This is a genomic window from Clavibacter phaseoli, from assembly GCF_021922925.1.
Classification (GTDB): domain Bacteria; phylum Actinomycetota; class Actinomycetes; order Actinomycetales; family Microbacteriaceae; genus Clavibacter; species Clavibacter phaseoli.
Genome location: NZ_CP040786.1, coordinates 1,317,122 through 1,341,985, shown reverse-complemented (window position 1 = coordinate 1,341,985; position 24,864 = coordinate 1,317,122). Strand labels below are relative to the sequence as shown.

Here is a 24,864-nt window from a genome sequence, read left to right as displayed (position 1 = left end):
ATGACCGACGACCTCACGCGCCTCAGCGCCGCCGACCTCGCCGACCGCCTCGCGTCCCGCGACGTCTCGAGCGTCGACGCCGTGCGCGCGCACCTCGACCGCATCGACCACGTCGACGGCGACGTCCACGCGTTCCTCCACGTCTCCGGGGAACGCGCCCTCGGGCGCGCCGCCGAGATCGACGCGCAGCGCGCCGACGGCGCCCCGCTCGGTCCGCTCGCGGGCGTGCCCATCGCCATCAAGGACGTGCTCTGCACCATCGACATGCCGTCCACCGCGGGCTCGCGCATGCTCGAGGGCTGGACTCCGCCCTACGACGCCACGGTCGTCCAGCGCCTCCGCGCCGCGGGCCTCGTTCCGCTCGGCAAGACCAACATGGACGAGTTCGCGATGGGATCCTCCACCGAGCACTCGGCCTTCGGCGCCACGCACAACCCGTGGGACCTCGACCGCATCCCCGGCGGCTCGGGCGGCGGATCCGCGGCAGCGGTCGCCGCGTTCGAGGCGCCCGTCGCGCTCGGCTCCGACACGGGCGGCTCCATCCGGCAGCCCGCCGCCGTCACCGGATCCGTGGGCGTCAAGCCCACCTACGGCGGCGTGAGCCGGTACGGCGCCATCGCGCTCGCCTCGAGCCTCGACCAGGTCGGCCCGGTCTCCCGCACGGTGCTCGACTCGGCGCTCGTCCACGACGTCATCGGCGGGCACGACCCGCGCGACTCCACGTCGCTCACCGACACGTGGCCCTCGTTCGCTGAGGCCGCGCGCGCCGGGCAGCGCGAGGGATCCGTGAAGGGCCTCCGCATCGGCGTCGTGAAGCAGCTCGACGGCGAGGGCTTCCAGGCCGGCGTCACGCAGCGCTTCCGCGAGGCGCTCGACCTCCTCGAGCAGGCGGGCGCGGAGATCGTCGAGGTCTCCGCCCCGAACTTCGAGCACGCCATCGCCGCGTACTACCTGATCCTCCCCGCGGAGGCGTCGAGCAACCTCGCCAAGTTCGACTCGGTGCGCTTCGGCCTCCGCGTCAACCCGCCCGGCGGCGGCACCGTCGAGGACGTCATGGCGGCGACCCGCGAGGCCGGCTTCGGCCCCGAGGTCAAGCGCCGCATCATCCTCGGCACCTACGCGCTGAGCGCCGGCTACTACGACGCCTACTACGGCAGCGCGCAGAGGGTCCGCACGCTCATCCAGCGCGACTTCGACGCCGCGTTCCAGCAGGTCGACGTGCTGGTCACGCCTTCCGCGCCCACGACGGCGTTCAAGCTCGGCGAGAAGCTCGACGACCCGCTGGCGATGTACCTCAACGACCTCACGACGATCCCCGCGAACCTCGCGGGCGTCCCCGGCATCGGCCTCCCCATCGGGCTCGCGCCCGAGGACGGCCTGCCCGTCGGGATCCAGTTCATGGCGCCCGCCCGCGAGGACGCGCGCCTCTACACGGTCGGCGCCGCGCTCGAGGGGATCCTCGAGCGGCGGTGGGGCGGGCCCCTGCTCGCCCAGGCACCCGAGCTCGCGCGCGCCGCGCGACGCACCACGGACGGAGACACGCACTGATGGCCAAGGCCGAGCTGATGGACTACGACAAGGCCATCGAGATGTTCGAGCCCGTGCTCGGGTTCGAGGTGCACGTGGAGCTGAACACGCGCACGAAGATGTTCTCCGACGCCCCGAACTTCTTCGGCGGCGAGCCCAACACCAACATCACGCCCGTGGACCTGGGCCTCCCGGGCTCGCTGCCGGTCGTGAACGAGCAGGCCGTGCGGTACTCGATCAGCCTGGGCCTCGCGCTCGGCTGCGAGATCGCGCCCAGCTCCCGCTTTGCCCGGAAGAACTACTTCTACCCGGACCTCGCGAAGAACTACCAGATCAGCCAGTTCGACGAGCCCATCGCGTTCCGCGGCTCGGTCGAGGTGGAGATGCCCGACGGCCGCATCGTCACGGTGCCGATCGAGCGCGCGCACATGGAGGAGGACGCCGGGAAGCTCACGCACGTGGGCGGCGCGACGGGCCGGATCCAGGGCGCCGACCACTCGCTCGTCGACTACAACCGCGCCGGCGTGCCGCTCGTGGAGATCGTCACCGACATCATCTACGGGGCAGAGGCCGAGGCGCCCGAGCTCGCGAAGGCGTACGTGTCGACCATCCGCGACATCGTCGTGGCGCTCGGCATCTCCGACGCGAAGATGGAGCGCGGCAACCTCCGCTGCGACGCGAACATCTCGCTGAGCCCGCGCGGATCCGGGAAGCTCGGCACCCGCACGGAGACCAAGAACGTCAACTCGCTCCGCAGCGTCGAGCGCGCCATCCGCTACGAGATCCAGCGTCAGGCGGCCATCCTCGCCGCCGGCGGCACGATCACGCAGGAGACGCGGCACTGGCACGAGGACACCGGCCGCACCTCCGCCGGCCGCCCCAAGAGCGACGCCGACGACTACCGCTACTTCCCGGAGCCCGACCTGCTGCCCGTGCAGCCGAGCGCCGAGCTGATCGAGGAGCTGCGCGCGGCGCTGCCCGAGTCGCCCGCGATCCGCCGCCGCCGGCTCAAGGCCGAGTGGGGCTTCACCGACCTCGAGTTCCAGGACGTCGTGAACTCGGGGCTCCTCACCGAGCTCGTGGACACGGTCGAGGCCGGGGCCGCCCCGCAGGCGGCGCGCAAGTGGTGGACGGGCGAGATCGCCCGCATCGCCAACGCGCGCGGCGTGGACGCGGCGACGCTCATCAGCCCCGCGCAGGTCGCGTCCGTCATCGAGCTGGTCGAGGCCGGCACGCTGACGAACCGCCTCGCGCGCGACGTGATCGAGGGCGTCATCGACGGCGAGGGCACGGCGCAGGAGGTCGTGGACGCCCGCGGCCTCGCGGTCGTGTCCGACGACGGCCCGCTCATCGCCGCCATCGACGAGGCGCTCCAGGCGCAGCCCGACGTCCTCGCGAAGATCCGCGACGGCAAGGTGCAGGCCGCCGGGGCCGTCATCGGCGCCGTGATGAAGGCCATGCGCGGCCAGGCGGACGCGGCCCGCGTCCGCGAGCTCGTGCTGGAGCGCGCGCAGGCCTCGTGACCGCAACCCTCGTCGCCCGCGGCCTCGCCGGAGGACACGGGCACCGCACGCTGTTCTCCGGGCTCGACCTCACGGTCGCGCCCGGGGACGTCGTCGGCCTCGTCGGCGCGAACGGCGCCGGGAAGAGCACGCTGCTGCGGCTCCTCGCCGGCGTCGACGCGCCGCAGGACGGCCGCGTGCTGCTCTCGCCCGCCGACGCGTTCATCGGCTGGCTGCCGCAGGAGCACGAGAGGATCCCGGGCGAGACCGTCGCGGGCTACGTCGCCCGCCGCACCGGCTGCGCCGAGGCCTCGGCCGAGCTGGACCGCACGGCCGTCGCCCTCGGCGAGGGCCTGCCCGGCGCCGACGACGCGTACGGCACCGCGCTCGACCGCTGGATGGCGAGCGGCGCCGCCGACCTCGACGAGCGCCTGCCCGTGACGCTCGCGGAGCTCGGGCTCGACCTCGACCCGGAGCTCCCCACCGCGGGCCTCTCCGGCGGGCAGGCCGCGCGCGTCGCCCTCGCCGCGCTCCTGCTCAGCCGCTTCGACGTCGTGCTCCTCGACGAGCCCACCAACGACCTCGACCTCGACGGCCTCGCGCGCCTGGAGTCCTTCGTGCGCGGCCTCCGCGGCGGCGTCGTCCTCGTCTCCCACGACCGCGAGTTCCTCGCGCGCTGCGTCACCACGGTCGTCGAGCTCGACCTCGCGCAGGACAGCGTCCGCGTCTACGAGGGCGGCTACGACGCGTTCCTCGAGGAGCGCCAGGTCGCCCGCCGCCACGCGCGCGAGGCGTACGAGCAGTTCGCCGACACCAAGGCGGACCTCGTGTCCCGCGCCCGCACGCAGCGCGAGTGGTCGTCCCAGGGCGTCCGGAACGCCATGCGGAAGTCGCCCGACAACGACAAGATCCGCCGCAAGGCCTCGGCCGAGTCCAGCGAGAAGCAGGGCCAGAAGGTCCGCCAGATGGAGAGCCGCATCGCGCGCCTCGAGGAGGTCGAGGAGCCCCGCAAGGAGTGGGAGCTCGCCTTCACCATCGGGCAGGCGCCCCGGTCGAGCGCCGTGGTCGCGACGCTGCGCGCGGCGACCGTCACGCGCGGCGGCTTCACCCTCGGTCCCGTGTCGCTCCAGGTGGACGGCGGCGACCGCATCGGGATCACCGGCCCGAACGGCGCCGGCAAGTCGACGCTGCTCGGGCTGATCCTCGGCCGCATCGCCCCGGACGCCGGCGACGCGTCACCGGGTCGCAGCGTGCAGGTGGGCGAGATCGACCAGGCCCGCCAGTCGCTGCGGAGCGAGCTGCCCCTCGCGGAGTCGTTCGCGGAGCAGGTGCCGGATCTCTCGCCCGCCGAGGTCCGCACGCTGCTCGCCAAGTTCGGCCTGCGCGCCGACCACGTCACGCGTCCCGTCGATGGCCTCTCTCCCGGCGAGCGCACGCGAGCGGGCCTCGCGCTCCTGCAGGCCCGCGGGGTCAACCTGCTGGTGCTCGACGAGCCGACCAACCACCTCGACCTGCCCGCCATCGAGCAGCTCGAGCAGGCGCTCGACTCCTACGACGGCACGCTCCTGCTCGTCACGCACGACCGGCGGATGCTCGACGCCGTGCGCCTCGACCGGCACTGGCACGTGGACCGGGGCGTCGTCACCGAGTCCTGAGCCGCGCCCGTCCTCGCTACTGGTAGGTGACGAGGTCCGGCACGGGGGAGACGTCGCGCATCGTCTGCTCGGGGCTCAGCATCGGCGTGTCCTCGTCGATGAAGTTCTTCCATCCCCAGGCCATCCCGGCCGGCGCGTCGGCGTGGAGGGCGCGCCAGGTCGCCTGCTTGTCGGGCTGGCCGCCCTGCCCGTCCGCGTGGACGAGCATCGCGAGCTCGGGGTGGTCCATGTCGAGCGACGCGCGGTCCTGGATCATGCTCAGCCGGAACTGGTGCAGCACGAGCATCTTCTGCGGCAGGCCCCTCTCGCGGACGAGGCCGGCGAGCCAGTCGGTCGTGGCGTCGACCTCGGCCGCGGACACGCTGCCGATCTGCTTCAGCGGCACCTGGTCCGGGCCGAGCCGCCACTCGGGGTCGAGCGCGAGGCCGACGCCCGGCTGCGCGAGCACGGACTCGTACCGCTTCGCCTGCGTCAGGAAGTCGGTGCGGCCGGGCTGGAGGTCGATGACGACGTAGACGCCCGCATCCCTCGCGGCGTCGATCCAGGGCTGCAGCGTCTCGACGGGGACCTCGGACGAGTAGTCGCCGTTGGGTCCCGCCGAGCCCGCGGCGACGGTGGCGATGAGCTCGAACATGGGGATCACGGGCTCGTCGGAGTAGGGCTGGTACTCGGCCGCCTGCGCCTTCGCGCGCGCGACGGCGTCCGCGGGCCCCTGCTCGCCCAGCACGCCGAGCGCGCCCGTGCCGGCGGCGCCGTAGAGCGCGACGTAGCGCTTGCCGGGGAGCACGAGCTGGCCGCCGCCCGGGAGCTGGTCGCCCGTGGACGCCGTGCGGATGCGGCCCTCGAGCGACGCGTCGTCCGCAAAGGCGGCGCCGACCGCGATGGCGCTCGTCGCGCCCGCGTCGTGCAGCGCGGCGATCGCGTCGGCGGAGGCGCGCGGGTCCGGGGTCCCCTCGGGCACGACGGTCACGCCGACGCCGGCCGCGCGCGCGGTCGCGACCGCGGCGAGGGAGGACGCGGCGTCGGTGGCGAGCGCGTGCGCGCCGGTGAGGGCGGCGGCGGGCGCGGTGGCGGGGAGGGCGTCGTCGCCGGATCCCGCGGTCGGGGTCGTGGGGGAGGCGTCGCCGTCGGGCGCGGCGAGCGCGGCCACGCGCGACACGGCGGCGGACGGATCCGCGTCGGGCGCGTCGGCGACCTCGGCCCCGGTGACCCGGGCCACGTCGGCGGCGTGGTCGGCGCGCACCACGGTGGTCGACGCCGGCAGCGCCGACGCGGCGTCGTCGCCGAGGTCGCCGACGGCGAGCACCCCCGAGGATCCGAGGCGCGCGATCTCGGGCGCGGCGCCGGCCCCCTGGACGATGAGCGGCGCGCCGAGCGCGACCGCGGCCTCGGCGCCGAGCTCCTGCGCCGCGACGTCGCCCGCGGGCGCGAGCACGGCGACGGGCGCCTGGCGGAAGAGGCTCCCGCTCATGGCGATCGACGCGTCCGAGTCGTCGGCCTGGCCCACGACGGTGAGCGGCGCCTCGGGCGCGGCCGTCACGGGGCGGAGCGCGTCGGGCGTCCGCTCCTCCGCGGTGCAGGCGCCGAGGCCCGCGACGAGGGCGACGGCGGCGAGGAGGGCGGCGGAGGCGCGGAGGGATCGGGGGAGGCGGAGGGGGGACGACACCCGACCACGCTACGCGACCCCCGGCGGGGGCGGGCCGACGCGCCGACGCCCGGCGCGGGACGGCGACGTCCGCCGGCCGTCGTCGACACGGGCCTCCCGGGAGCCGCCCGGTAGCGTGGTCGGGTGACCGCTCTCCTGCCGCCGACCCTCCTGCCGACGACGACGATCGCCGGCGCCCGCCCCGCCGCCGGCGCCGAGGATCCGCTCGAGGGCCTCGACGGCCTCGTGGGCGCCGCCGCCCGCGTGATCGAGGCGCTCGGCGAGGTGGGCGTCGGCGCCATGACGTTCATCGAGACCGTCTTCCCGCCCATCCCGAGCGAGGTCGTGCTGCCGCTCGCCGGCTTCGTCGCGGCGACGGGTCGCATGAACCTGGTGCTCGTGATCGTCGCCAGCACGCTCGGCGCCTACCTCGGCGCCCTGCTCCTGTACTGGCTCGGCCGGAAGGCGGGGGAGGAGCGGACCATCCGCGTGCTCTCGAGGCTGCCGCTCGTGGAGCGCCACGACTTCGAGGTGGCCGCCGCGTGGTTCCACCGGCACGGCAGGTCGGCGGTGTTCTTCGGCCGTCTCGTGCCGGGCGTCCGCAGCCTGATCTCCCTGCCGGCGGGCGCGGCGGGCATGCACCTCGGCACGTTCAGCTTCTACACGATCGCCGGCAGCGGCCTCTGGAACGGCGCCCTCATCGGGTTGGGCGCGGCCCTCGGCAGCCAGTACGAGCTGATCGACGCGTACGCGCAGTACCTCGACTACGCGGTCTACGCCGTGCTCGGGATCCTCGTGCTCCTGCTGGTCGGCCGCGCCCTCCGCCGCCGGGCACAGCGGCGCGGGGCCGAGCGCGACAGCTGACCCGGAGCGGTCCCGCGCCGGCGCGGGCGACGCGCACCCGCCTCCCACGGGGCTCCCGGGCCCGCCGCGTACGGTGGCCGGAGGCCGACGAGGTCGGCGATCCGCGCCGATCCGGCCCCGGCGAGAGGCACCACCATGGGATTCCTGGACAGGCTCCTGGGCCGCGACGAGCAGCCCGACGGACGACGTGACCGCGCCGAGGCCGGCGCCCCGCGCGAGCGCAGCGCCGACGAGGTCGCCGTCGAGCGCTACCGCTACCTGCTCCGCACCGCGCCGCCGGAGAGGATCGAGGAGGTGCACCTGGAGGCCTTCCAGAAGCTCACCCCGGAGCAGCGCGAGATCCTCTTCCGCCAGCTGAGCTCGGACGCCGCCGAGGGCGACGCGCCCGTGGACGACCGCCCCGAGTCGCTCGCCCGCTCCGCCACGCGCTCGGAGATGCGCGCGCCCGGCACGCTCGAGCGCACCCTCGGCCCGCGCGGCGGACTCGCCGGCGGCGGCGGCGCCGGGATGGGCATGGGCGGCATGATCGCCGGATCCATGCTCGGCACCATCGCGGGCGTCGTGGTCGGCTCGGCCATCGCGCAGGCGCTCATCCCCGACGCGGTCGGCTACGACCAGGCGGGCGCGGACGGCGCGGACGGCGGCGCCGACGCGGGGGCCGACGGCGGAGCGGACGCGGGCGCGACGGACGCCGGCGCTGCCGACGCCGGCGGCGCCGACGCGGGCGCCGGGGACTTCGGCAGCGGCGACTTCGGCGGCGGCGACTTCGGGGGCGGCGGCGACTTCGGCGGCGGCGACTTCTTCTAGCGCACGGCGGGCCGTGCCGCGGCGTCCGGGGAGGTCCCCGGGCGCCTAGCCGGCGTCGACGATGCCCTCGCGCACCTTCCGGCGCAGCACCTTGCCGAGGAGCGACGTCGGCAGCTCGTCGAGCACCACGATCCGGCGCGGCACCTTGTAGGCGGCCAGCTCGCCGCGCAGCGTCGTCCGCGCGGCCTGCTCGTCGAGCGTCGCCCCCTCCTCGAGCACCACGGCGGCCACGACCTCCTCGTCGCCGCCGTCGCGGGGGATCCCCACCACCGCGGCGTCGCGCACGCCCGGCAGCTGCCGCACGGCGTCCTCGACCTCGCTCGGCGAGACGTTGAACCCGCCCGTGATGATGAGCTCCTTGATCCGGTCGGCGATGCGCACGAAGCCGTCCTGGTCGATCGTCACCACGTCGCCCGTGCGGAACCAGCCGCCCTCGAGGAGCACGGCGGCCGTCTCGTCCGGGCGGCCGTGGTAGCCGCGGAACACCTGGGGCCCGCGCACGAGCAGCTCGCCGGGCTCGCCCGCGGGCCGGTCGACGGTCGGGTCCTCGGGATCCACGACGCGCACCTCGGTGTTGGGCAGCGGCAGGCCGACCGTGCCCGCGCGGCGCGTGTCGCCGACGGGGTTCGCCATCAGCACGGGCGAGCACTCCGAGAGGCCGTAGCCCTCGACGAGCCAGCCGCCGGTCTGCCCCTCCCACGGCACGACGACCGACTCGGGCAGCGCCATGGCGCCGGAGATGGAGATCGAGATGCCCGCGAGCGAGACGCCCTCCGCCTCGGCGGCCTCGCGCAGGCGCTTGTAGATGGGCGGCACGGCGGGCAGGAACGTCGGCGGGTGGCGGCGGATCGCCTGCAGCACGAGGTCCGGCTCGAAGCGCGGGAACAGCACCAGGCGCGAGCCCATGCTCATCGCGAAGGTGAGGCAGAGGGTCAGCCCGTAGGCGTGGAACATGGGCAGCACGGCGTAGACGACGCTCGTGCCGCGGGAGACGGTCGGCACCCACGCGCGGGACTGGGCCGCGTTCGCGCTGAGGTTGAGGTGCGTGAGCTCGGCGCCCTTCGGCGCGCCCGTCGTGCCGCTCGTGTACTGGATGACCGCGAGGTCGGTCGCCGCCGGACGCGGGTGGTCGACCGGCAGGGGAGCGACGGCGGAGATCCGCTCCCAGGTGATCGTGCCGGAGACCTTCGCGGCGATGGCGGCGCGCGCCGCGCGGGCCTTCGGGACGGGGAGGCGCAGGAGGAGGCGCGTGCGCCGGGGCATGGCGCGCGTCACGTCGACGGACACGATGCGCTCGGGCCGCACGCCGTCGGGCAGCGCCTGGATCGTCGCGACCGACCGGTCCCACGCGATCACCGTGCGGGCGCCGTGGTCCTCGAACTGGTGCTGCAGCTCGCGCGGCGTGTAGAGCGGGTTGTGCTCGACCACGACGGCGCCGAGGCGCAGCACGGCGTAGAACGCCACGACGTGCTGGGGGCAGTTGGGCAGCACGATCGCGACCGGGTCGCCCGCGCGGACGCCCGCGTCGTGCAGGCCCTGCGCGGCGCGCGCGATCCGCTCGCCGAGCTCGCGGTAGCTGGTCTCCGCCCCGAGGAAGTCGAGCGCGGTGCCACCGGGGAAGCGGAGGACGGACTGGTCGACGATGTCCACGAGCGATCCCTGCGGCAGGTCGATCTCGTGCGGGACGTCGGGCGCGTAGCTGGCCAGCCAGGCCCGCTCGGTGGGGGTGGTCACCCCTCCCACCCTAGGCCGCGAGCGTGCCCGGGCCGGTGACGCGGAGGCGACGGCACGGGGACGCGTGCCTCGCGCGGCGCCGGGGACGCGGAGGGCGCGCCCCGCGGGGTCAGTCCCGCCCCGCGCGCCGCCCCTCGGCCAGGTACGCGAGCCGGTGCAGCGTCTCGACGTTGCGCGCGTGCAGGAGCAGGTCGAGGATCGGCGCGGGCACGAGGCGCCCCGGGCCCCGCACGGCCTCCTCGGTCATGCGGACCTCGCACCCGTCCGGCAGCGTCCGCACCTCGACGGTGACGCGCGCCTCGCCGAGCGGCCAGCCCTTCGGCTGCATGACCATGCGGCGCGGCGGATCCCACTCGAGCATCGTGGTCGCGTCGTCGATGAGCGCAGGCCACGAGCCGAAGGAGTGGTGCAGCTGGGATCCGACCGCGGGCCAGGCGTCGTCGACGGCCCGCATCCGGGACGCGCCGACGACCCAGGCGGGGAACAGCCAGCCGTCGGCGACCACCTCGACGACGTCGGACGGGGAGCACTTCATGCGGCGGCGGGTGACGGACATGGGTCCAGTCTGCTGCGCGCGTCCAGGCTGCGGTAATCGGCTCGTCGGGCTCGACGCCCGCGGGCGGCCCTGCTACAGGGAGAGGTCCGGTCCGCGCTCGATCCCGAACTCGTGCCGGAGCGCGCTCCGGGCGGCCTGGTACCCGGCCATCCCGTGCACGCCGGGGCCGGGTGTCGCCGAGCTCGACGCGAGGTAGACGCCCGCGGCGGGCGTCCGCCACGGATCCGGCGACAGCACGGGACGCGCGAGGAGCTGCCACACGCTCGCGGCGCCCGCGGCGATGTCGCCGCCGATGTAGTTGGGGTCGTGCTCCTCCATCCCGACGGCGTCGATGCTGGAGGAGGCGAGGATCAGGTCGCGGAAGCCGGGGGCGAAGCGCTCGATCTGGCGGGTGATCGCCTCGGTCTGGTCGACCGTGGATCCCGCGGGCACGTGGGTGTACGCCCAGAGCACGTGCTTGCCCTCGGGTGCGCGGCCGGGGTCGTCGATCGACGGCTGCGCGACGAGCACGTACGGGTCGTCGCTGTGGCGCCCGGCGGCGACGTCGCGCTCGGCCCGCTGGATCTCGGCGCGGGTGCCGCCGACGTGCAGCGTGCCCGCCTTCCGGAGCTCGGGATCCGTCCACGGCACGGGCCCGGAGAGCGCGAAGTCGACCTTGGAGGCCGCGTTGCCGTAGCGGAAGCGGCGGAGGGCGCGGAGGTAGCGGGCGGGCAGGCGGTCGCTCGCGATGCGCGAGAGCGCCCGGGCGCTGGTGTCGAGCAGCACGGCGCGGGCGGCGGGCAGCTCGCGCAGCGTCCGCACCTCGGATCCCGTGACGACCTCGCCGCCGTGCGCCCGCAGGTCGTCGACCATCGCGTCGACGATGGACTGGCTGCCGCCGATCGGCACCGGCCAGCCGCGCGCGTGGGCGTACGCGCCGAGGGACAGCGCGGCCGCGGCCGTCGACACGCTCGGCATCGTCTGGATCGCGTGCGCGGCGACCCCGGTGAACATGGCGGGGGCCACGTCCCCCCGGAAGCGCGCGTTCCACGCGGGCGAGCCCTGCTCGAGCGCGCGGAGGCCCAGCCGGATCGCGGTGGGCGGGTGCCGGGGCACCTGGAGCAGCGGGCCGTTCGTGAACTGGGCGACCCGGTCGGCGGACGCGGCGAGCGGTCCCATGAGCTGCCGCCACGCGCGCCCGTCGACGCCGAGCGCGTCGACGGTGCGTTCGATGTCGCGGTAGGCGATGCCCGAGACGCCGCCGTCGAGCGGATGCCCGTAGGAGATCTCGGGCACGACGAGGTCGATGCGCCGGTCGAGCTGGAACGCCCGGAAGAACCCGGACGCGAGCGCCATCGGGTGCACGGCGGAGCAGATGTCGTGGTGGAAGCCGGGGAGCGTGAGCTCCGCCGTGCGGCTCCCGCCGCCGATCGTGTCGGCCCGCTCGTGCACCTCCACGCGGAGCCCCGCGCGGGCCATCGTCACGGCCGCGGCCAGCCCGTTCGGTCCGGATCCGACCACGATCGCGTCGATGTCACCCATGCGTCGAGGCTATCGGCGACGGAGCGCCGCGGTGCCGGCGGCCAGACCGGAGAGGAGCGCGCCCGCGCCGATGGCGACGGCCTTCGCGCGGTTGCGGACGATCCACACCTGCGGGCTCATCATGCGGGCGCGGTCGCTGAAGATGCCGCGCGCGCCGTGGTCGCCCGCGGTCGGCGTGTAGAGGTTGGTCGTGAGCATGGGCTGCGTCTTGTCCTCCGCCTGCTGGCCGGTGTAGCCGGTCTTCGCGAGGTAGCCGTCGAGCCAGTTGGCGACGAAGCGGTTGCCGAGGACGGTCATGACGGTCGGCTCGCCCACCCAGTTCCGGCGCTTCGGCTTCTCCGCGACCGCGGCGATGGCCTGCGCGCCCACCTCGGGCTCGAAGATCGGCGGCACGGGCTGCGGGTGGTGCGGCAGCTGCGACTTGACCCAGTTGAACTGGATCGTGTTGAGCGCGGGCATGTCGACCGTGGAGATCCTCACCTTGCTCTCGTTGTGGATCAGCTCGGTCGTCACCGACTCGGTGAACCCCTGCACGGCGTGCTTCGCGGCGCAGTACGCGGCCTGGAGCGGGATCCCGCGGTGGGCGAGCGCCGAGCCGACCTGGATCACGTGGCCGCTGTCGCGCGGCACCATGCGGCTGAGGGCGGCGCGCGTGCCGTTGACGAAGCCGAAGTAGTTGACGGCGGTGGCGCGCTCGAAGTCGGCCGGGTCGGTGGTGAGGAACTCGCCGAAGACGCCGACCATGGCGTCGTTGACCCACAGGTCGATGGGGCCGAGCTCGTCCTCGACGCGGTCCGCGGCGGCCTCCACGGCCAGGCGGTCGGCGACGTCGGTGGAGATGCCGAGCCCGCGGCGCCCGCGCGCCTCGATGTCGGCGACGGCGCCCGCGAGCCCGTCCTCGCCGCGAGCGAGGACGGCGACGTCCCAGCCGCGGTCCGCGAGCTCCCGTACGGTCGCTCGGCCCAGTCCGGCCGATCCTCCGGTGACGACGGCGATGCCTCGAGTCATGGCGCTCCTTCGATGGTTGGTGCACGAAACGTGCTCCTCCACCGTAGGACCGTCGCGGCGGCCGACCCGGCGCGCGGCCCGTCCTGCCAGGCGGCGGTCAGCCTTCGCGCTGCAGGTCCTCGCGCACCTGGCGGCGCAGGACCTTGCCGATCAGCGACGTCGGCAGCGCATCGACCTGCATCACCCGGCGCGGGACCTTGTACGCGGTGAGGTGGGCACGGCAGTAGGCGCGGATCGCGGCCTCGTCGAGCGTCGCGCCCGGATCCAGCACGACGGCCGCCGTGACGTCCTCGCCGCCGTCCGCCGAGGGCAGCCCGACGACGGCGACGCCCTGCACGCCCGGGGCGCCGCGCACGACGTCCTCGACCTCGCTGGGGGAGACGTTGAAGCCGCCCGTGATGATGAGCTCCTTCATCCGGTCGACGATCGTCGTGAAGCCGTCGGCGTCGACGCGCACGATGTCGCCCGTGCGGAACCAGCCGCCGTCGAGGAGCGCGGCGCGCGTCTCGTCGGGGCGGCGCCAGTAGCCCTGGAACACCTGCGGGCCGCGGATGAGCAGCTCGCCCTCCTCGCCGGCCGCGCGGTCGACGGTCGGGTCCTCGGGATCCACGACGCGCACCTCGGTGCTCGGGAACGGCACGCCGACCGTGCCGGGACGCCGCGACGGGCCGATGGGGTTGCCGAGCGCCACGGGCGACGTCTCGGTGAGGCCGTAGCCCTCGACGAGGTACCCGCCCGTGAGGCCCTCCCACAGCTCGACGGTGGACACCGGCAGGTTCATGGCGCCGGAGATCGCGAACCGGACCCCCGTGAGGTCGACCCGCTTCGCCTTCGCGCCGCGCGCCAGCCGCTCGTAGATGGGCGGCACGGCGGGCAGGAACGTCGGCGGGTGCTTGCGCGCGGCGGCGAGCACGAGGTCCACGTCGAACTTCGGGAAGAGCACGAGGCGCGCGCCGATGGCCATGGCGAACGTGAGGCAGAGCGTGAGGCCGTAGGCGTGGAACATCGGCAGCACCCCGTAGACGGTCTCGCCGCCGTCGGCGAGGCCGGGCACCCAGGCGCGGCCCTGCATGGCGTTGGCGTGCAGGTTCCGGTGGGTGAGGACCGCGCCCTTGGGGCTCGCGGTCGTGCCGCTCGTGTACTGGAGGATCGCGACGTCGTCGAGCTCGGGACGCGGGCGGGAGGCGGCGATGCGGCGGTGGTCGACGAGCTCCTCCCACGTGACGGTGTCCTCCACCGGCGTCGTGATCGCGGCGCGGGCGCGTCGGGCGGCGGGCACGGGCAGGCGCAGCTTGAGGCGCGTGGCGAGCGGCATGGCGGCGGGCAGGTCGACCGAGATGATCGTGTCGACGGGCACGTCGCGCGGCATGTCCTGGATCGTGCCGACGACCGTGTTCCAGGCGATGGCGACGCGCGCGCCGTGGTCCTCGAACTGGTGCCGGAGCTCGCGCGGCGTGTAGAGCGGGTTGTGCTCGACGACGATCGCGCCGAGCCGCAGCACCGCGTAGAAGGCGACGACGTGCTGCGGGCAGTTCGGCAGCACGAGCGCGACGCGGTCGCCCTTGCGGACGCCGAGGCGGCGCAGGCCCTCGGCCGCGCGGCTGATCTGGTCGCCCATCTCGCGGTAGGTCGTCTCGCGGCCGAAGAACTCGAGCGCGACGGCCTTCGCGTGCCGCTGGATGGAGCGCTCCACCATGTCGACGAGGGATCCGATGACCGGCGGGATGTCGGCCGACACCCCGTCCGCGTAGCTGCGTACCCAGGGGCGGTCGGCGTCGATGCTCATGTCCCCACCATAGGGAATGCGCCCGGGCGGGACCCGGGCGCATCCGTCGTGCATCGGTCGCGGGCTACGCGGGGTAGACGACCCCGGTCAGCTGCTCGGACGCGTCCCAGAGGCGGCGGGCGAGCTCGGGGTCCTTCGACCACGGGCTCGAGGCGGCCAGGTGCGGCATGCCGCTCATCCCGCCCGCGCCCGCGGGACCGTAGTAGTCGCCCGGGTGCACGCCGAGGCCGGTCGCGGCCTGGATCTGCGGGAGGGCGCCCACGCGCACGTCCTGGCCCATCGCGGCCGGCCCGAACCTCGCGGCCAGGTCGCTCACCGCGCCCTGCGGCCCGGATCCCGGACCGTTCTTCGCGAGGTTCGTCGACGTGACGCCCGGGTGCGCGGCGACGGCCGTGAGGCCCCAGCCCCGCTCCTCGGAGAGCGCCTGCAGGCGGCGCATGAAGAGCAGGTTCGCGAGCTTCGCCTGGCCGTACGCCGCCCAGGGGCTGTACCGGCGCTCGGACTGGAGGTCGCCGAACGCGATGCGGCCCATCCAGTGCGCGAGGCTCGAGACGACGACCACGCGGGGCGCGTCGGCCGCCTGCAGCGCCGGCAGGAGCAGCCCGGTCAGCGCGAAGTGTCCGAGGTGGTTGGTTCCGAGCTGGATCTCGAAGCCGTCGGCCGTCTCGCGCCGGTCCGGCGGGGCCATGACGCCGGCGTTGTCGACCAGGATGTCGATCGGCCCGCGCTCGATCTCGCGGTCGGCGAAGGCGCGCACGGAGGCGAGGTCGGCGAGGTCGAGGGATCCGACCTCCACGTGGACGCCGGGGTGGCGGTCGCGGATGGATCCTGCCGCGTCCTCGCCGCGCTCGGGGTCGCGCGAGGTGAGCACGACGGAGGCGCCGGCCGCGGCGAGCCGGCGCGCGGTCTCGAGGCCGAGGCCGCTGTTGCCGCCGGTGACGACGGCGCGCTTCCCGTCGAGCGGGCTGATGATGATGTCGGTGGGACGGGGCACGCGGACTCCTCTTGCGGGTGGGATCCCCACGCTAGCGACGTCGGCCGGGCGTCGCCCGTGCGGGCGGCGCGGGGCCGCGCGCCGGGCGGCGGTCGGAGGCCGCCGATGGGAGGATCGGGGCATGTGGATGAGACGCGGCCGGGACGGATCCGAGGGCGAGCGGGGGAGCGACGCGACGCACGCGATCGGGGTCGGGGCCGTCGTCGTGATCCTCGACGGCGCCGCCGCCACGGGCGACCCCGCGCTCGACGGCGAGCCCGTCGGCCTCGTGGTCGCCTCCGCCTCCGACGGCCTGCGCAGCGTGAGCCCCGTGCCGACCGCGCGCGGTCGCGCATGGGTCGTGGAGCTCGGCTCGGACGACGACGACGGCACGGCCGGTCGCCGGGTCGTCGTGCCGCAGAGCGCCCTGCGACTCGTGGACGACGTCGACGAGACGGTCCCCGCGCTGCCCGCCGACGACCTCCCGCCGCGCGCGTGAGCGGCGCCGTCACAGGACCCGACGCGGGCGTCGCGGGACTCGTCGATCCCGTCGACCTCGCCGCCGAGCTGATCCGCATCGACTCGACCAACCCCGACCTCGTGACCGGCGCAGCGGGGGAGACCGCGGTCGCCGCCCACGTCGCCGCCTGGCTCCGCGCCCGCGGCTTCGACGTGCGCGTGCTCGAGGACGTCCCCGGGCGCCCGACGGTCCTCGCCACCGCGCGCGGCACGGGCGGCGGCCGCACGATCCTCCTCGACGGGCACCTCGACACCGTGCCGCCCGGCGACCCCGCGCGCGGCGGCCTGGCGCCCCTGATCGAAGAAGGCCGTCTGCTCGGCCGCGGCGCGTTCGACATGAAGGCGGGCCTCGCCGCGATGATGGTGGCCGCCGACCGCGCCCGCCGGATCGGCACGCGCGGCGACGTCGTGCTGGCGCTCGTCGCCGACGAGGAGTTCGGCAGCATCGGCACCGAGGAGGCGCTCCGGGCGCTGGCCGCCGCCGGCACGCGGATCGACGGCGCCGTGATCTCCGAGCCCAGCCAGTCCGAGGCGATCGTCGCCCACCGCGGATTCGGCTGGTACGAGATCCGACTCACCGGGCGCGCGGCCCACGGGTCGATGCCCGAGCAGGGCGTCGACGCGATCGCGCACGCCGGGCTCGTGCTCCGCGAGCTCGACGCGCTGGCCGAGCGTCTCGCCGCGGGACCCCGCCACCCGCTGCTCGGGACGGGCGCGGTGCGCGTCTCCCGGATCCACGGCGGCTCGGACGCGGCCACGGTCGCCGACTCCTGCGTGCTCACGGTCGAGCGGCGCTTCCTCCCCGGCCAGTCCACGGCCGACGTCGAGGCCGAGCTGCGCGCCGCGCTCACCGCGGTCGCCGCCCGCACGCCGGGCATGGTCGCGGAGCTCGAGGCGCTCGTCGCCCGCGCGGCCTTCGAGGCGGACGTCGACGGGCCGCTCGCGCGCGCCGTGCTCGACAGCGGGGCGCGCGTCACCGGATCGCCCGTCCCGCACCGCGGCGAGCCGTTCTGGACCGACGCCGGGCTCGTGCTCGAGGCCGGGATCCCGTGCATCCTCCTGGGCGTCACCGGCGGCGGCGCGCACGCGGACGAGGAGTGGGCCGAGGTCGACTCGATCCGCCGGCTCGCGGACGTGCTCGAGGGCGCGATCCTCGACTTCTGCGGGACCGCCGGCGCCTAGTCGCGCGTCGCCGACCGGTGCAGCTCCACGTCGAGCCGCCCCGCGTCGGCCGTCGCGGTCATCCAGGTGAAGTCCGGCTGGCGGCGGCGGTCGGTGGGCGAGCCGGGGTTGAGGAGGCGGAGGCCCGCGGGCGTCACGGTGTCCCAGGGGATGTGGCTGTGGCCGAAGACGAGCACGTCGGCGTCCGGGAACGCGGCGTCCATGCGGCGCTCGCGGCCCGTGGAGGCGCCCGTCTCGTGCGTGACGGCGAACCGGATCCCCTCGATCACCGCCCGGGCCGTCTCCGGCAGCCGCGCCCGCAGCCCCGCGGGGTCGTTGTTGCCCCAGCATGCGAGGAGCCGGGCCGAGCGCGCCGCGATCGCGTCGAGGGCGGGCTCGTCGACCCAGTCGCCCGCGTGCACCACGACGTCGGCGGCGTCGATCGCCCGCCACAGCGCCCGCGGCAGGTCCTTCGCGCGCTTCGGGAGGTGGGTGTCGCTGAGGAGCACGAGCGATGCGGTCACCCGGGCAACGGTACGCGGGCGCCGGGCCGGCCGGTCCGGTCGCCCGGCTCCCGTACCCTCGATGCGTGACCCCCGCCACCCGCGACCTCGTGCCCGCCGACCTCGCCTGGATGGTGCCGCTCAACAACGCGGCCGTGCCCGCGGTCCCGCCCATGGACGCCGCGTCGCTCGGCGAGGTGCTCGGCCACGCCGACCTCGCGATCGCCGTCGTCGACGCGGACGCGCCCGGCGCGACGCCCGTCGGCATGCTCCTCGCGATGCAGCCGGGCGGCGCCTACGACAGCCCGAACTACCGCTGGTTCGCGGAGCGCGGGGTCGACGGCCTCTACGTCGACCGGATCGTGGTCGCCGATGGCCACCGCGGGAGCCGGCTCGGCCAGGTCCTCTACGCCCGCGTCTTCGGCGAGGCCCGGCGCAGCGGGCGCGCGGCCGTCACGTGCGAGGTCAACACGCTCCCGCCGAACCCCGGGTCGCTCGCCTTCCACGGCCGGCTCGGCTTCGTCCGCCTCGCCGAGGTCGTCGACCCGGACGGGCTGCACGCGGTCGCCATGCTGTCCGCTCCCGTGGATCCGGATCCGTCCGACTCGTCCGCGCGCTGATCCCGCGCGCCATGATGGACGGGACCCCGCCCACCACCCGCCCCTCGAGGAGGCGCCCATGACCGGCATCACCCGCGGCTTCGTCGGCCGCCCGCGGAAGGGCCCGGCCGACCGGCTCCCGCCCGGCCAGTACGACACCCAGGGCGGCTGGCCCGTCCTCACCGCCGAGGCCGTCCCGAACCTGCCGGAGTCGCGCTGGTCCATCGCCGTCGACGGCCTCGTCGAGCGCCCGACCACCTGGGACTGGGACGAGGCGCACGCGCTGCCGCGCTCCGAGTACGCGGGCGACATCCACTGCGTCACCACGTGGACCCGGCTCGACACGCGCTTCGCGGGCGTGAGCGTCGACACGCTGCTGGACGCCGCTGGCCCGCTCCCGGAGGCGCGCTTCGTCCTCGCGACCTCGCACTCCGGCTACACGACGAACCTCCCGCTCGAGGACCTCCGCGGCGGCCGGGCGTGGATCGCGTGGGAGGCGGACGGCCGCCCGCTCACGGCGGACCACGGCGGACCCGCGCGCCTCCTCGTGCCGCACCTCTACTTCTGGAAGAGCGCGAAGTGGATCGCCCGCCTCACGCTCCTCGACCGCGACCAGCAGGGCTTCTGGGAGCGCAACGGCTACCACGACCGCGGCGACCCGTGGCGCGAGCAGCGCTACCAGGGCGACCGCTGAGCGCGCCGGAGCCCGGGTCCGCGCGCGAGCCCGCCGTCCCGGCCTCCGTCGGCGGCGAGTGGCGGACGGCGAGGATCACCGCGCTCGAGCACCCGACGCCCACGACCGTCCTGCTGCGCTTCGACGTGCCCGACCGGATCCCGCACCTGCCCGGCCAGCACTGCGTCGTCCGGCTGCGCGCGGAGGACGGGTACACGGCCCAGCGCTCGTACTCCATCCTCTCGGCGCCGCACGAGCAGGACGTCGAGCTGCTGATGGAGCGCTACGAGGACGGCGAGGTGAGCGGGTTCTTCGCCGACGTCGCGCGGGTCGGCGACGAGATCGAGATGCGCCTGCCCATCGGCGGCTTCTTCGTCTGGGACGGCGCGACGCCGGCGGTCGCGCTCGGCGGCGGCACGGGCGCGGTGCCGCTCGTGTCGATGGTCCGCCACGCGCGGCACCTCGGCGTCCCGCACCTCGTGCGCGTGGCCGTCTCGGCGCGCACGGCGGTCGACGTCCCGTGCCGCGCGGAGCTCGAGGCCGCAGGCGCGCTCATCGTGACCACGCGTGAGCGGCACGGCGCGCGCGGGTTCGGGCGCCTGCGGGCCGAGGAGGTCGCGGGGCTCGCGGCGGGCGCCGGGGTGGCGTTCGTGTGCGGATCCACGGCGTTCGCGGGCGGCGCGACGCGCCTCCTCCTCGACGCCGGGGTCGGCCGCGACGCGATCCGCATCGAGCAGTTCGGCCCGTCGGGGGAGTGACGTCGACGGCCCACCGGGCCACACTGGGGCGGACGGCGACGGAGCCGCGGGGGAGCGGGTGCCGCATGGAGCGATCGGTCGTGCTGCTGCGCGGGATCAACGTCGGACGCGCGAAGCAGGTGCCGATGGCGGATCTCGCCGCGGCGCTCGAGGGGCTCGGCTACCTGCGCGTCCGCACCCACCTGCGGAGCGGCAACGCGGTCGTCGACCACGAGCGGCCGAGCGGCCGCGGCGCCGCGGTGGCGATCGAGGACGCGGTGCGGCTCGCGACAGGCGTGACGGCGGACGTGCACCTCGTCCCCGCGGCCGACTTCCGCCGCATCGCGGCCGGCATCCCGTTCGGCGACGTCGCCGACGACCCCGCCCGCCTCCTCGTCTCCTTCCTCGACCGGCCGCTGGATCCGCTGCCCGCCCCGCCGCAGGCCGCGGCGATCGCCCCCGACCTCGTCGAGGTCGCGCGCGACGCGGTCTACTCCTGGCACCCCGACGGCGTGTCGGCGTCGCGCGTGCCGCTGGCGTTCTGGCGTGGCCTCGGGGCCTCCGTGACGGCGAGGAACGCCCGCACCGTGGCGGCCCTCGTCGCGCTCCTCGACGCGTGACCGCGTCGCCCGGAGGCGCGTCCCCCGCATGGGGGTGGCGTCCAGGCAGCCGTCACGCCCCCGTTCCGGGTCGGGGGCGCTGCGGCCTCCTCAGGGCGCGGGCAGGGGGATAGGTTCGTGCACGTGAGCAGATTCGCGGACCGCTGGAAGTCCCACATCCTGGAGACCTTCTCCGCGGACTCCGAGGGGCGCCCGCAGTGGATCCAGGACCTGGAGGACGGCGAGGACGCCGGCTGGTTCGGCCCCGGATCCGCCGTCTGGGCCGTGCACGGCGGCATGCCGACGCTCGTGGCCGGGATCCGCGCCCTCCTCATGCAGACGCTGCACCCGGGCGCCATGGCCGGGGTCCACGACTGGTCGCGCTACCGCGAGGACCCGCTCGGCCGCCTCGCCGGCACCGTGCGCTGGGTCATCACCACCTCGTTCGGCGACCGGGACACCGCCGTCGACGTGAGCCGGCGCGTGCGCGGCTACCACCGGAAGGTGCAGGGCACGTTCGTCGACGGCCTCGGCGTCGAGCGCCCCTACAGCGCGAACGACCCCGACCTGCTCTCCTGGGTGCACATCGTCTTCACCGACGCGTTCCTCAGCACGCACATGCAGTGGGGGCCGCCGATCCCGGGAGGGCCCGACCGGTACGTGGCCGAGTGGGCGAAGGCGGGCGAGCTCATGGGCGTGGAGGCGCCGCCGCGCTCGCACGCCGAGCTGCACGCGCAGATCGACGCGTTCCACGACCAGGGCCTCCTCCGCGCCGACGAGCGCACCCGCGAGACGATCTCCTTCCTCCGCGAGCCGCCCCTGCGCGCGTCCATGCTCCCGGCCTACCGCGTGCTCTTCGCCGGGGCCGTGGCCTCGCTCGAGCCCAGGTACCGAGAGCTCCTCGGGCTCGACAGGGCGTCGTTCGGCCCCTTCCCGCTGCCGGCGCTCGCCTCGACCCGCGTGATGCTCGGGGTCGCCGGACGCGTGATGGGCGACCAGTCGACGAGCCACGAGGCCGCGCTCAAGCGCATCGCGCGGCTGGAGGGCAGGTCGAGCGCGTCGCCGTCCGACGCCGACGCCGTCGCCGAGCCGTGCCCCGGGCGCGGCGACGACGCCGGGCACCGCGCCCAGCCCGCGGCCTGATCCCGACGCCGCCGTCCCGTCGGCGGGCGCCCGAGCGGCCGATGTCGGCGGCCCGGGCTAGCGTGGACACGAGATGAGCAGGCAGGACGGATCGACCAGGCGCACGTCCGACGCGAGCGCGGACGACTCCGAGGCCACCATCCTCCACATCGACATGGACGCGTTCTTCGCCGCCGTCGAGCTGCTCGAGCGGCCGGAGCTGCGCGGAACCCCCGTCATCGTCGGCGGGTCGTCGGGCCGCGGCGTGGTCACGAGCGCCACCTACGAGGCCAGGCGCTTCGGCGTCCGCTCGGCCATGCCCATGGCGCAGGCGCTGCGCCTCTGCCCGCAGGCCACGGTCATCGGCGGCCACATGGAGAAGTACGCGCACTGGTCGCGCGTGGTCATGGGCATCTTCCGCGACGTCACGCCGCTCGTCGAGCCGCTCAGCATCGACGAGGCGTTCCTCGACGTGGCCGGCGCCCGGGGGCTCTTCGGGTCGCCCGCGGAGATCGGCGCGATGATCCGCCGCCGCGTGCACGCCGAGACCGGCCTCACCTGCTCGGTCGGCGCGGCCTCCACCAAGTTCGTCGCCAAGCTCGCCAGCACGCGCTGCAAGCCCGACGGCCTGCTCGTCATCCCCGCGGCCGAGACGCTGCCGTTCCTCCATGCGCTGCCCGTCGGCGCGCTCTGGGGCGTCGGGAAGACCACAGAGGAGTCGCTCCTCCGCCGCGGCCTCCGCACGGTCGCCGACATCGCGGACACCCCGCTGCCCGCCCTGCAGTCGATGCTCGGCGAGTCCGCGGGCGCCCGCCTGCACGACCTCTCCTGGGGGCGGGATCCCCGGCGCGTCAGCACGCACCGCGAGGAGAAGAGCATGGGGCACGAGAACACGTTCCACGACGACGTGACCGATCCCGACGTCGTGCGCCGCGAGCTCCTCGGCCAGGCCACGCGCGTCGCCGAGCGGCTGCGGCGCGCGGGCCTCACCGCCCGCACCGTGTCGCTCAAGCTCCGCTACTCCGACTTCCGCACCATCACGCGGTCCCGCACGCTGTCGGAGCCCACCGACGTCGCGCGTCGCATCTACGACGAGATCCGCGACGTGTACGAGCAGGTCGCGCGTCCGGGCGACCGGGTCCGGCTCGTGGGCGTGCGCGCCGAGCAGCTCGACGACGCCGACAACCGCGCCGTCGCCCTGTGGGACGCGGACGAGGGCTGGCGCGAGGCCGAGCGCACGGTCGACCAGGCGGCGGAGCGCTTCGGCCGCGGCGCCATCGGCCCGGCGTCGCTGCTCCGGAAGCCGGGGGCGAAGCGGGCCACGGTGTCGGATCCGCGCACGGAGGCGGCCGCCCGCGGTACCCTCCCCGGACACCCGCCCGACTGACGAGGACCCCCATGACCGATCCCGCCGCGCCCGCCCCCGACGACCACGTCCCGGCCGCGGAGGGGGGAGCGGCCCCGGAGGGGATCCCGGGCTCCGCGGCGCCGGCCGCCCCGGTACCTCCTGCCGCCGCGGCACCTCCTGCCGAGCCGTACGCGCCTGCCTCCGCCGCCGCCCCGTACGGCCTCGCGCCCGCGCCGGTCCCGCCCTCCCCGGCAGCGGTCGCCTGGGGCCAGCCGGTCTACGCGGTCGCGCCGCCGAGGGGCCTCAGCCTCACCTCGATGATCCTGGGCCTCGTCTCGGTCCTGTTCTTCTGGACGTTCCTCTGCCCGCTCGTCGGCCTCGTGTTCGGCATCGTCGGCATCCGCAAGGAGCCCGCCGGCCGCGGCTTCGCCGTCACGGGCCTCATCCTCAACGGCCTGCTGCTGCTCATCCCGGTCGCGGTCGTGCTCTCGATCCTCGTCGCGGGCGGGGCCCTCTTCGGCATCGCGGCGACCGCCCCGCGCTGAGGCCGGATCGCGCGCCGCGAGGGCATGACGCGATCCGGCCGGGTCGGCTAGGGCCGGCCCATGCCGCGGTAGCGCCACCCGGCGGCGCGCCACGCGACGGGGTCGAGGCAGTTGCGGCCGTCGACGATCACGGGAGTCGACACGATGGCCTTGAGCTCCGCGGGGTCGATGGCCCGGTACTGCTTCCACTCGGTGAGCAGCATGACGACGTCGGCGTCGCGCGCCGCCTCCTGCCAGGTGTCGACGTAGGTGAGCTCGGGGAAGCGGCGGCGCGAGTTCTCGTTCGCGTACGGATCCGTCGCGAGCACGCGCGCGCCCTGCAGCTGCAGCTGCGCGGAGATGCTGAGCGCGGGGGAGTCGCGCACGTCGTCCGACTCCGGCTTGAAGGCGAGGCCCAGCACGGCGACGTTGCGGCCGAGCAGGGATCCGCCGCACACCTCGCGCGCCACGTCGACCGCGCGCACGCGACGGCGCATGTTGATGGAGTCGACCTCGCGGAGGAAGGTGAGCGCCTGGTCGGCGCCGAGCTCGCCCGCGCGCGCCATGAACGCGCGGATGTCCTTCGGGAGGCAGCCGCCGCCGAAGCCGACCCCCGCGTTGAGGAACCGGCGGCCGATGCGGTCGTCGTAGCCGATGGCGTCCGCGAGCTGCGTGACGTCGGCGCCGGTGGCCTCGCACACCTCCGCCATGGCGTTGATGAAGGAGATCTTGGTCGCGAGGAACGCGTTGGCGGACACCTTCACGAGCTCGGCCGTCTCGTAGTCGGTCGTGACCCGGGCGGTGCCGGTGCCGAGGGCCGTCGCGTACACCTCGTCGAGCGTCGTCCGCGCGGCCTCGCCGGCGTCGCCCGCGGGCAGGCCGTAGACGAAGCGGTCGGGCGTGAGCGTGTCCTCGACGGCGAAGCCCTCGCGCAGGAACTCCGGGTTCCACATGAGCGTCGCGCCGGGGACGCGCCCCTCGATGCGCTCGGCGAGGCGCCTGGCCGTGCCGACGGGCACCGTGGACTTGCCCGCCACGAGGTCGCCGTCGGCGAGGTGGGGGATGAGGGCGTCCACCGCTGCGTCGACGTAGGTCAGGTCGGCCGCGTTCTCGCCGCGCTTCTGCGGGGTGCCAACCGCGATGAAGTGCACGCGCGCCCCGGCGGCCTCGGCGATGTCGGTGGTGAACCGGAGGCGGCCGGTAGCGAGCTGCTCGGTGAGGAGCTCCGGCAGGCCCGGCTCGAAGAACGGGGCGACGCCGGACTGGAGCGACGCGATCTTGGCCTGGTCGACGTCGATCGCGACGACGTCGTGCCCGAGGCGGCTCATGCAGGCCGCGTGGACGGTGCCGAGGTAGCCGCAGCCGATGACAGATATGCGCACAGGTGTCCATTCGTCGAGAGGTCTCCGCGAGCTGGCATGCGGGAACGTCTTCGGCGTGCCCCCCAGCCCCGGCCGGTTCGAACGTAGCACGGGTCCGTGACGTGCCAGGGGCGGGGCCC

At 75.2% G+C, this 24,864-nt stretch carries 23 protein-coding genes; 14 read left to right on the top strand and 9 right to left on the bottom strand.

The genetic code is table 11. The features are described from left to right. From gatA to FGI33_RS06245, 3 genes are read left to right on the top strand one after another with little or no spacing between them, the layout of a single operon-like run. Positions 1-1,548, top strand: a complete 1,548-nt coding sequence (gene gatA, locus FGI33_RS06255; RefSeq protein WP_119434766.1) for an Asp-tRNA(Asn)/Glu-tRNA(Gln) amidotransferase subunit GatA — start codon at positions 1-3, stop codon at positions 1,546-1,548. After that, entirely contained in the window at positions 1,548-3,050 is a 1,503-nt protein-coding gene (gene gatB / locus FGI33_RS06250) for an Asp-tRNA(Asn)/Glu-tRNA(Gln) amidotransferase subunit GatB (protein ID WP_119434765.1), read from the top strand. The genes gatA and gatB overlap by 1 nt, the downstream gene beginning before the upstream one ends. Continuing rightward, positions 3,047-4,684, top strand: a complete 1,638-nt coding sequence (locus FGI33_RS06245) for an ABC-F family ATP-binding cassette domain-containing protein (RefSeq protein WP_119456661.1) — start codon at positions 3,047-3,049, stop codon at positions 4,682-4,684. The genes gatB and FGI33_RS06245 overlap by 4 nt, the downstream gene beginning before the upstream one ends. 16 nt (positions 4,685-4,700) lie before the next feature. Here FGI33_RS06245 and FGI33_RS06240 read toward each other — a convergent pair whose 3' ends face one another. Beyond that, positions 4,701-6,350 carry a hypothetical protein gene (locus tag FGI33_RS06240; RefSeq protein ID WP_237582396.1) on the bottom strand — a complete coding sequence of 550 codons (1,650 nt, stop codon included), beginning with the start codon at positions 6,348-6,350 and terminating at the stop codon, positions 4,701-4,703. 123 nt (positions 6,351-6,473) lie between these two features. On the opposite strand from FGI33_RS06240, the gene FGI33_RS06235 reads away from it, so the two are divergent. Both FGI33_RS06235 and FGI33_RS06230 read left to right on the top strand, forming a co-directional pair. Further along, the gene (locus tag FGI33_RS06235; protein WP_237582395.1) at positions 6,474-7,193 is read left to right on the top strand and encodes a DedA family protein; all 720 of its coding nucleotides are present in this window, start codon (positions 6,474-6,476) and stop codon (positions 7,191-7,193) included. A 135-nt stretch (positions 7,194-7,328) separates the two neighbouring features. Further along, a complete protein-coding gene (locus tag FGI33_RS06230; RefSeq protein WP_237582394.1) occupies positions 7,329-8,000 on the top strand; it encodes a hypothetical protein in 672 nt (223 codons plus the stop codon). A gap of 45 nt (positions 8,001-8,045) precedes the next feature. Here FGI33_RS06230 and FGI33_RS06225 read toward each other — a convergent pair whose 3' ends face one another. The 6 genes from FGI33_RS06225 to FGI33_RS06200 all read right to left on the bottom strand — a co-directional run bounded on the left by FGI33_RS06225 (position 8,046) and on the right by FGI33_RS06200 (position 15,599). Next, positions 8,046-9,734 (bottom strand): long-chain-fatty-acid--CoA ligase, encoded by a 1,689-nt coding sequence (locus tag FGI33_RS06225; RefSeq protein ID WP_237582393.1) that lies wholly within the window; start codon positions 9,732-9,734, stop codon positions 8,046-8,048. 109 nt (positions 9,735-9,843) lie between these two features. Further along, the gene (locus FGI33_RS06220; RefSeq protein ID WP_119434680.1) at positions 9,844-10,290 is read right to left on the bottom strand and encodes an SRPBCC family protein; all 447 of its coding nucleotides are present in this window, start codon (positions 10,288-10,290) and stop codon (positions 9,844-9,846) included. 72 nt (positions 10,291-10,362) lie between these two features. Further along, positions 10,363-11,811 (bottom strand): phytoene desaturase family protein, encoded by a 1,449-nt coding sequence (locus FGI33_RS06215; protein WP_119434681.1) that lies wholly within the window; start codon positions 11,809-11,811, stop codon positions 10,363-10,365. Between the two features lie 9 nt (positions 11,812-11,820). Next, positions 11,821-12,819 carry an SDR family oxidoreductase gene (locus FGI33_RS06210; protein ID WP_119434682.1) on the bottom strand — a complete coding sequence of 333 codons (999 nt, stop codon included), beginning with the start codon at positions 12,817-12,819 and terminating at the stop codon, positions 11,821-11,823. A 97-nt stretch (positions 12,820-12,916) separates the two neighbouring features. Next, the gene (locus FGI33_RS06205; protein WP_119434683.1) at positions 12,917-14,605 is read right to left on the bottom strand and encodes a long-chain-fatty-acid--CoA ligase; all 1,689 of its coding nucleotides are present in this window, start codon (positions 14,603-14,605) and stop codon (positions 12,917-12,919) included. Positions 14,606-14,669: 64 nt separating this feature from the next. Next, a complete protein-coding gene (locus FGI33_RS06200; protein WP_119434684.1) occupies positions 14,670-15,599 on the bottom strand; it encodes an oxidoreductase in 930 nt (309 codons plus the stop codon). Positions 15,600-15,720: 121 nt separating this feature from the next. Here FGI33_RS06200 and FGI33_RS06195 point away from each other — a divergent pair, with 121 nt between their 5' ends. Together FGI33_RS06195 and FGI33_RS06190 are read left to right on the top strand one after the other, a co-directional pair. Next, a complete protein-coding gene (locus FGI33_RS06195; RefSeq protein ID WP_119435160.1) occupies positions 15,721-16,077 on the top strand; it encodes a hypothetical protein in 357 nt (118 codons plus the stop codon). Continuing rightward, a complete protein-coding gene (locus FGI33_RS06190; RefSeq protein WP_119435159.1) occupies positions 16,074-17,279 on the top strand; it encodes a M20/M25/M40 family metallo-hydrolase in 1,206 nt (401 codons plus the stop codon). Before FGI33_RS06195 ends, FGI33_RS06190 begins: the two co-directional genes overlap by 4 nt. Here FGI33_RS06190 and FGI33_RS06185 read toward each other — a convergent pair. Next, positions 17,276-17,782 carry a metallophosphoesterase family protein gene (locus FGI33_RS06185; protein WP_119435158.1) on the bottom strand — a complete coding sequence of 169 codons (507 nt, stop codon included), beginning with the start codon at positions 17,780-17,782 and terminating at the stop codon, positions 17,276-17,278. The genes FGI33_RS06190 and FGI33_RS06185 overlap by 4 nt on opposite strands. A gap of 65 nt (positions 17,783-17,847) precedes the next feature. Between FGI33_RS06185 and FGI33_RS06180 the strand changes: the two genes are divergently transcribed. From FGI33_RS06180 to FGI33_RS06150, 7 genes are all read left to right on the top strand, one after another. Beyond that, positions 17,848-18,381, top strand: coding sequence for a GNAT family N-acetyltransferase (locus FGI33_RS06180; RefSeq protein ID WP_119435157.1), 534 nt, complete (start codon positions 17,848-17,850; stop codon positions 18,379-18,381). Positions 18,382-18,439: 58 nt separating this feature from the next. Beyond that, positions 18,440-19,054, top strand: coding sequence for a sulfite oxidase-like oxidoreductase (locus FGI33_RS06175; RefSeq protein WP_119435156.1), 615 nt, complete (start codon positions 18,440-18,442; stop codon positions 19,052-19,054). Further along, positions 19,021-19,791 (top strand): FAD-binding oxidoreductase, encoded by a 771-nt coding sequence (locus tag FGI33_RS06170; protein ID WP_237582392.1) that lies wholly within the window; start codon positions 19,021-19,023, stop codon positions 19,789-19,791. The genes FGI33_RS06175 and FGI33_RS06170 overlap by 34 nt, the downstream gene beginning before the upstream one ends. A 65-nt stretch (positions 19,792-19,856) precedes the next feature. After that, positions 19,857-20,390 (top strand): DUF1697 domain-containing protein, encoded by a 534-nt coding sequence (locus FGI33_RS06165; protein WP_119435606.1) that lies wholly within the window; start codon positions 19,857-19,859, stop codon positions 20,388-20,390. A 117-nt stretch (positions 20,391-20,507) separates the two neighbouring features. Beyond that, positions 20,508-21,512 (top strand): oxygenase MpaB family protein, encoded by a 1,005-nt coding sequence (locus tag FGI33_RS06160; protein WP_237582391.1) that lies wholly within the window; start codon positions 20,508-20,510, stop codon positions 21,510-21,512. 73 nt (positions 21,513-21,585) lie between these two features. Continuing rightward, positions 21,586-22,878 carry a DNA polymerase IV gene (locus FGI33_RS06155; RefSeq protein WP_119457484.1) on the top strand — a complete coding sequence of 431 codons (1,293 nt, stop codon included), beginning with the start codon at positions 21,586-21,588 and terminating at the stop codon, positions 22,876-22,878. Positions 22,879-22,889: 11 nt separating this feature from the next. Then, positions 22,890-23,384, top strand: coding sequence for a hypothetical protein (locus FGI33_RS06150; RefSeq protein ID WP_237582390.1), 495 nt, complete (start codon positions 22,890-22,892; stop codon positions 23,382-23,384). A gap of 47 nt (positions 23,385-23,431) precedes the next feature. On the opposite strand, the gene FGI33_RS06145 is transcribed toward FGI33_RS06150, so the two are convergent. Then, positions 23,432-24,745 carry a UDP-glucose dehydrogenase family protein gene (locus FGI33_RS06145; RefSeq protein ID WP_119434318.1) on the bottom strand — a complete coding sequence of 438 codons (1,314 nt, stop codon included), beginning with the start codon at positions 24,743-24,745 and terminating at the stop codon, positions 23,432-23,434. Positions 24,746-24,864: the final 119 nt, after the last annotated feature.

Coding starts and splice junctions, on each gene's coding strand:
- gatA (WP_119434766.1), top strand. CDS start 1: ATGACCGACGACCTCACGCGCCTCAGCGCCGCCGACCTCGCCGACCGC.
- gatB (WP_119434765.1), top strand. CDS start 1,548: ATGGCCAAGGCCGAGCTGATGGACTACGACAAGGCCATCGAGATGTTC.
- FGI33_RS06230 (WP_237582394.1), top strand. CDS start 7,329: ATGGGATTCCTGGACAGGCTCCTGGGCCGCGACGAGCAGCCCGACGGA.
- FGI33_RS06220 (WP_119434680.1), bottom strand. CDS start 10,290: ATGTCCGTCACCCGCCGCCGCATGAAGTGCTCCCCGTCCGACGTCGTC.
- FGI33_RS06215 (WP_119434681.1), bottom strand. CDS start 11,811: ATGGGTGACATCGACGCGATCGTGGTCGGATCCGGACCGAACGGGCTG.
- FGI33_RS06210 (WP_119434682.1), bottom strand. CDS start 12,819: ATGACTCGAGGCATCGCCGTCGTCACCGGAGGATCGGCCGGACTGGGC.
- FGI33_RS06205 (WP_119434683.1), bottom strand. CDS start 14,605: ATGAGCATCGACGCCGACCGCCCCTGGGTACGCAGCTACGCGGACGGG.
- FGI33_RS06195 (WP_119435160.1), top strand. CDS start 15,721: ATGTGGATGAGACGCGGCCGGGACGGATCCGAGGGCGAGCGGGGGAGC.
- FGI33_RS06175 (WP_119435156.1), top strand. CDS start 18,440: ATGACCGGCATCACCCGCGGCTTCGTCGGCCGCCCGCGGAAGGGCCCG.
- FGI33_RS06165 (WP_119435606.1), top strand. CDS start 19,857: ATGGAGCGATCGGTCGTGCTGCTGCGCGGGATCAACGTCGGACGCGCG.
- FGI33_RS06155 (WP_119457484.1), top strand. CDS start 21,586: ATGAGCAGGCAGGACGGATCGACCAGGCGCACGTCCGACGCGAGCGCG.
- FGI33_RS06150 (WP_237582390.1), top strand. CDS start 22,890: ATGACCGATCCCGCCGCGCCCGCCCCCGACGACCACGTCCCGGCCGCG.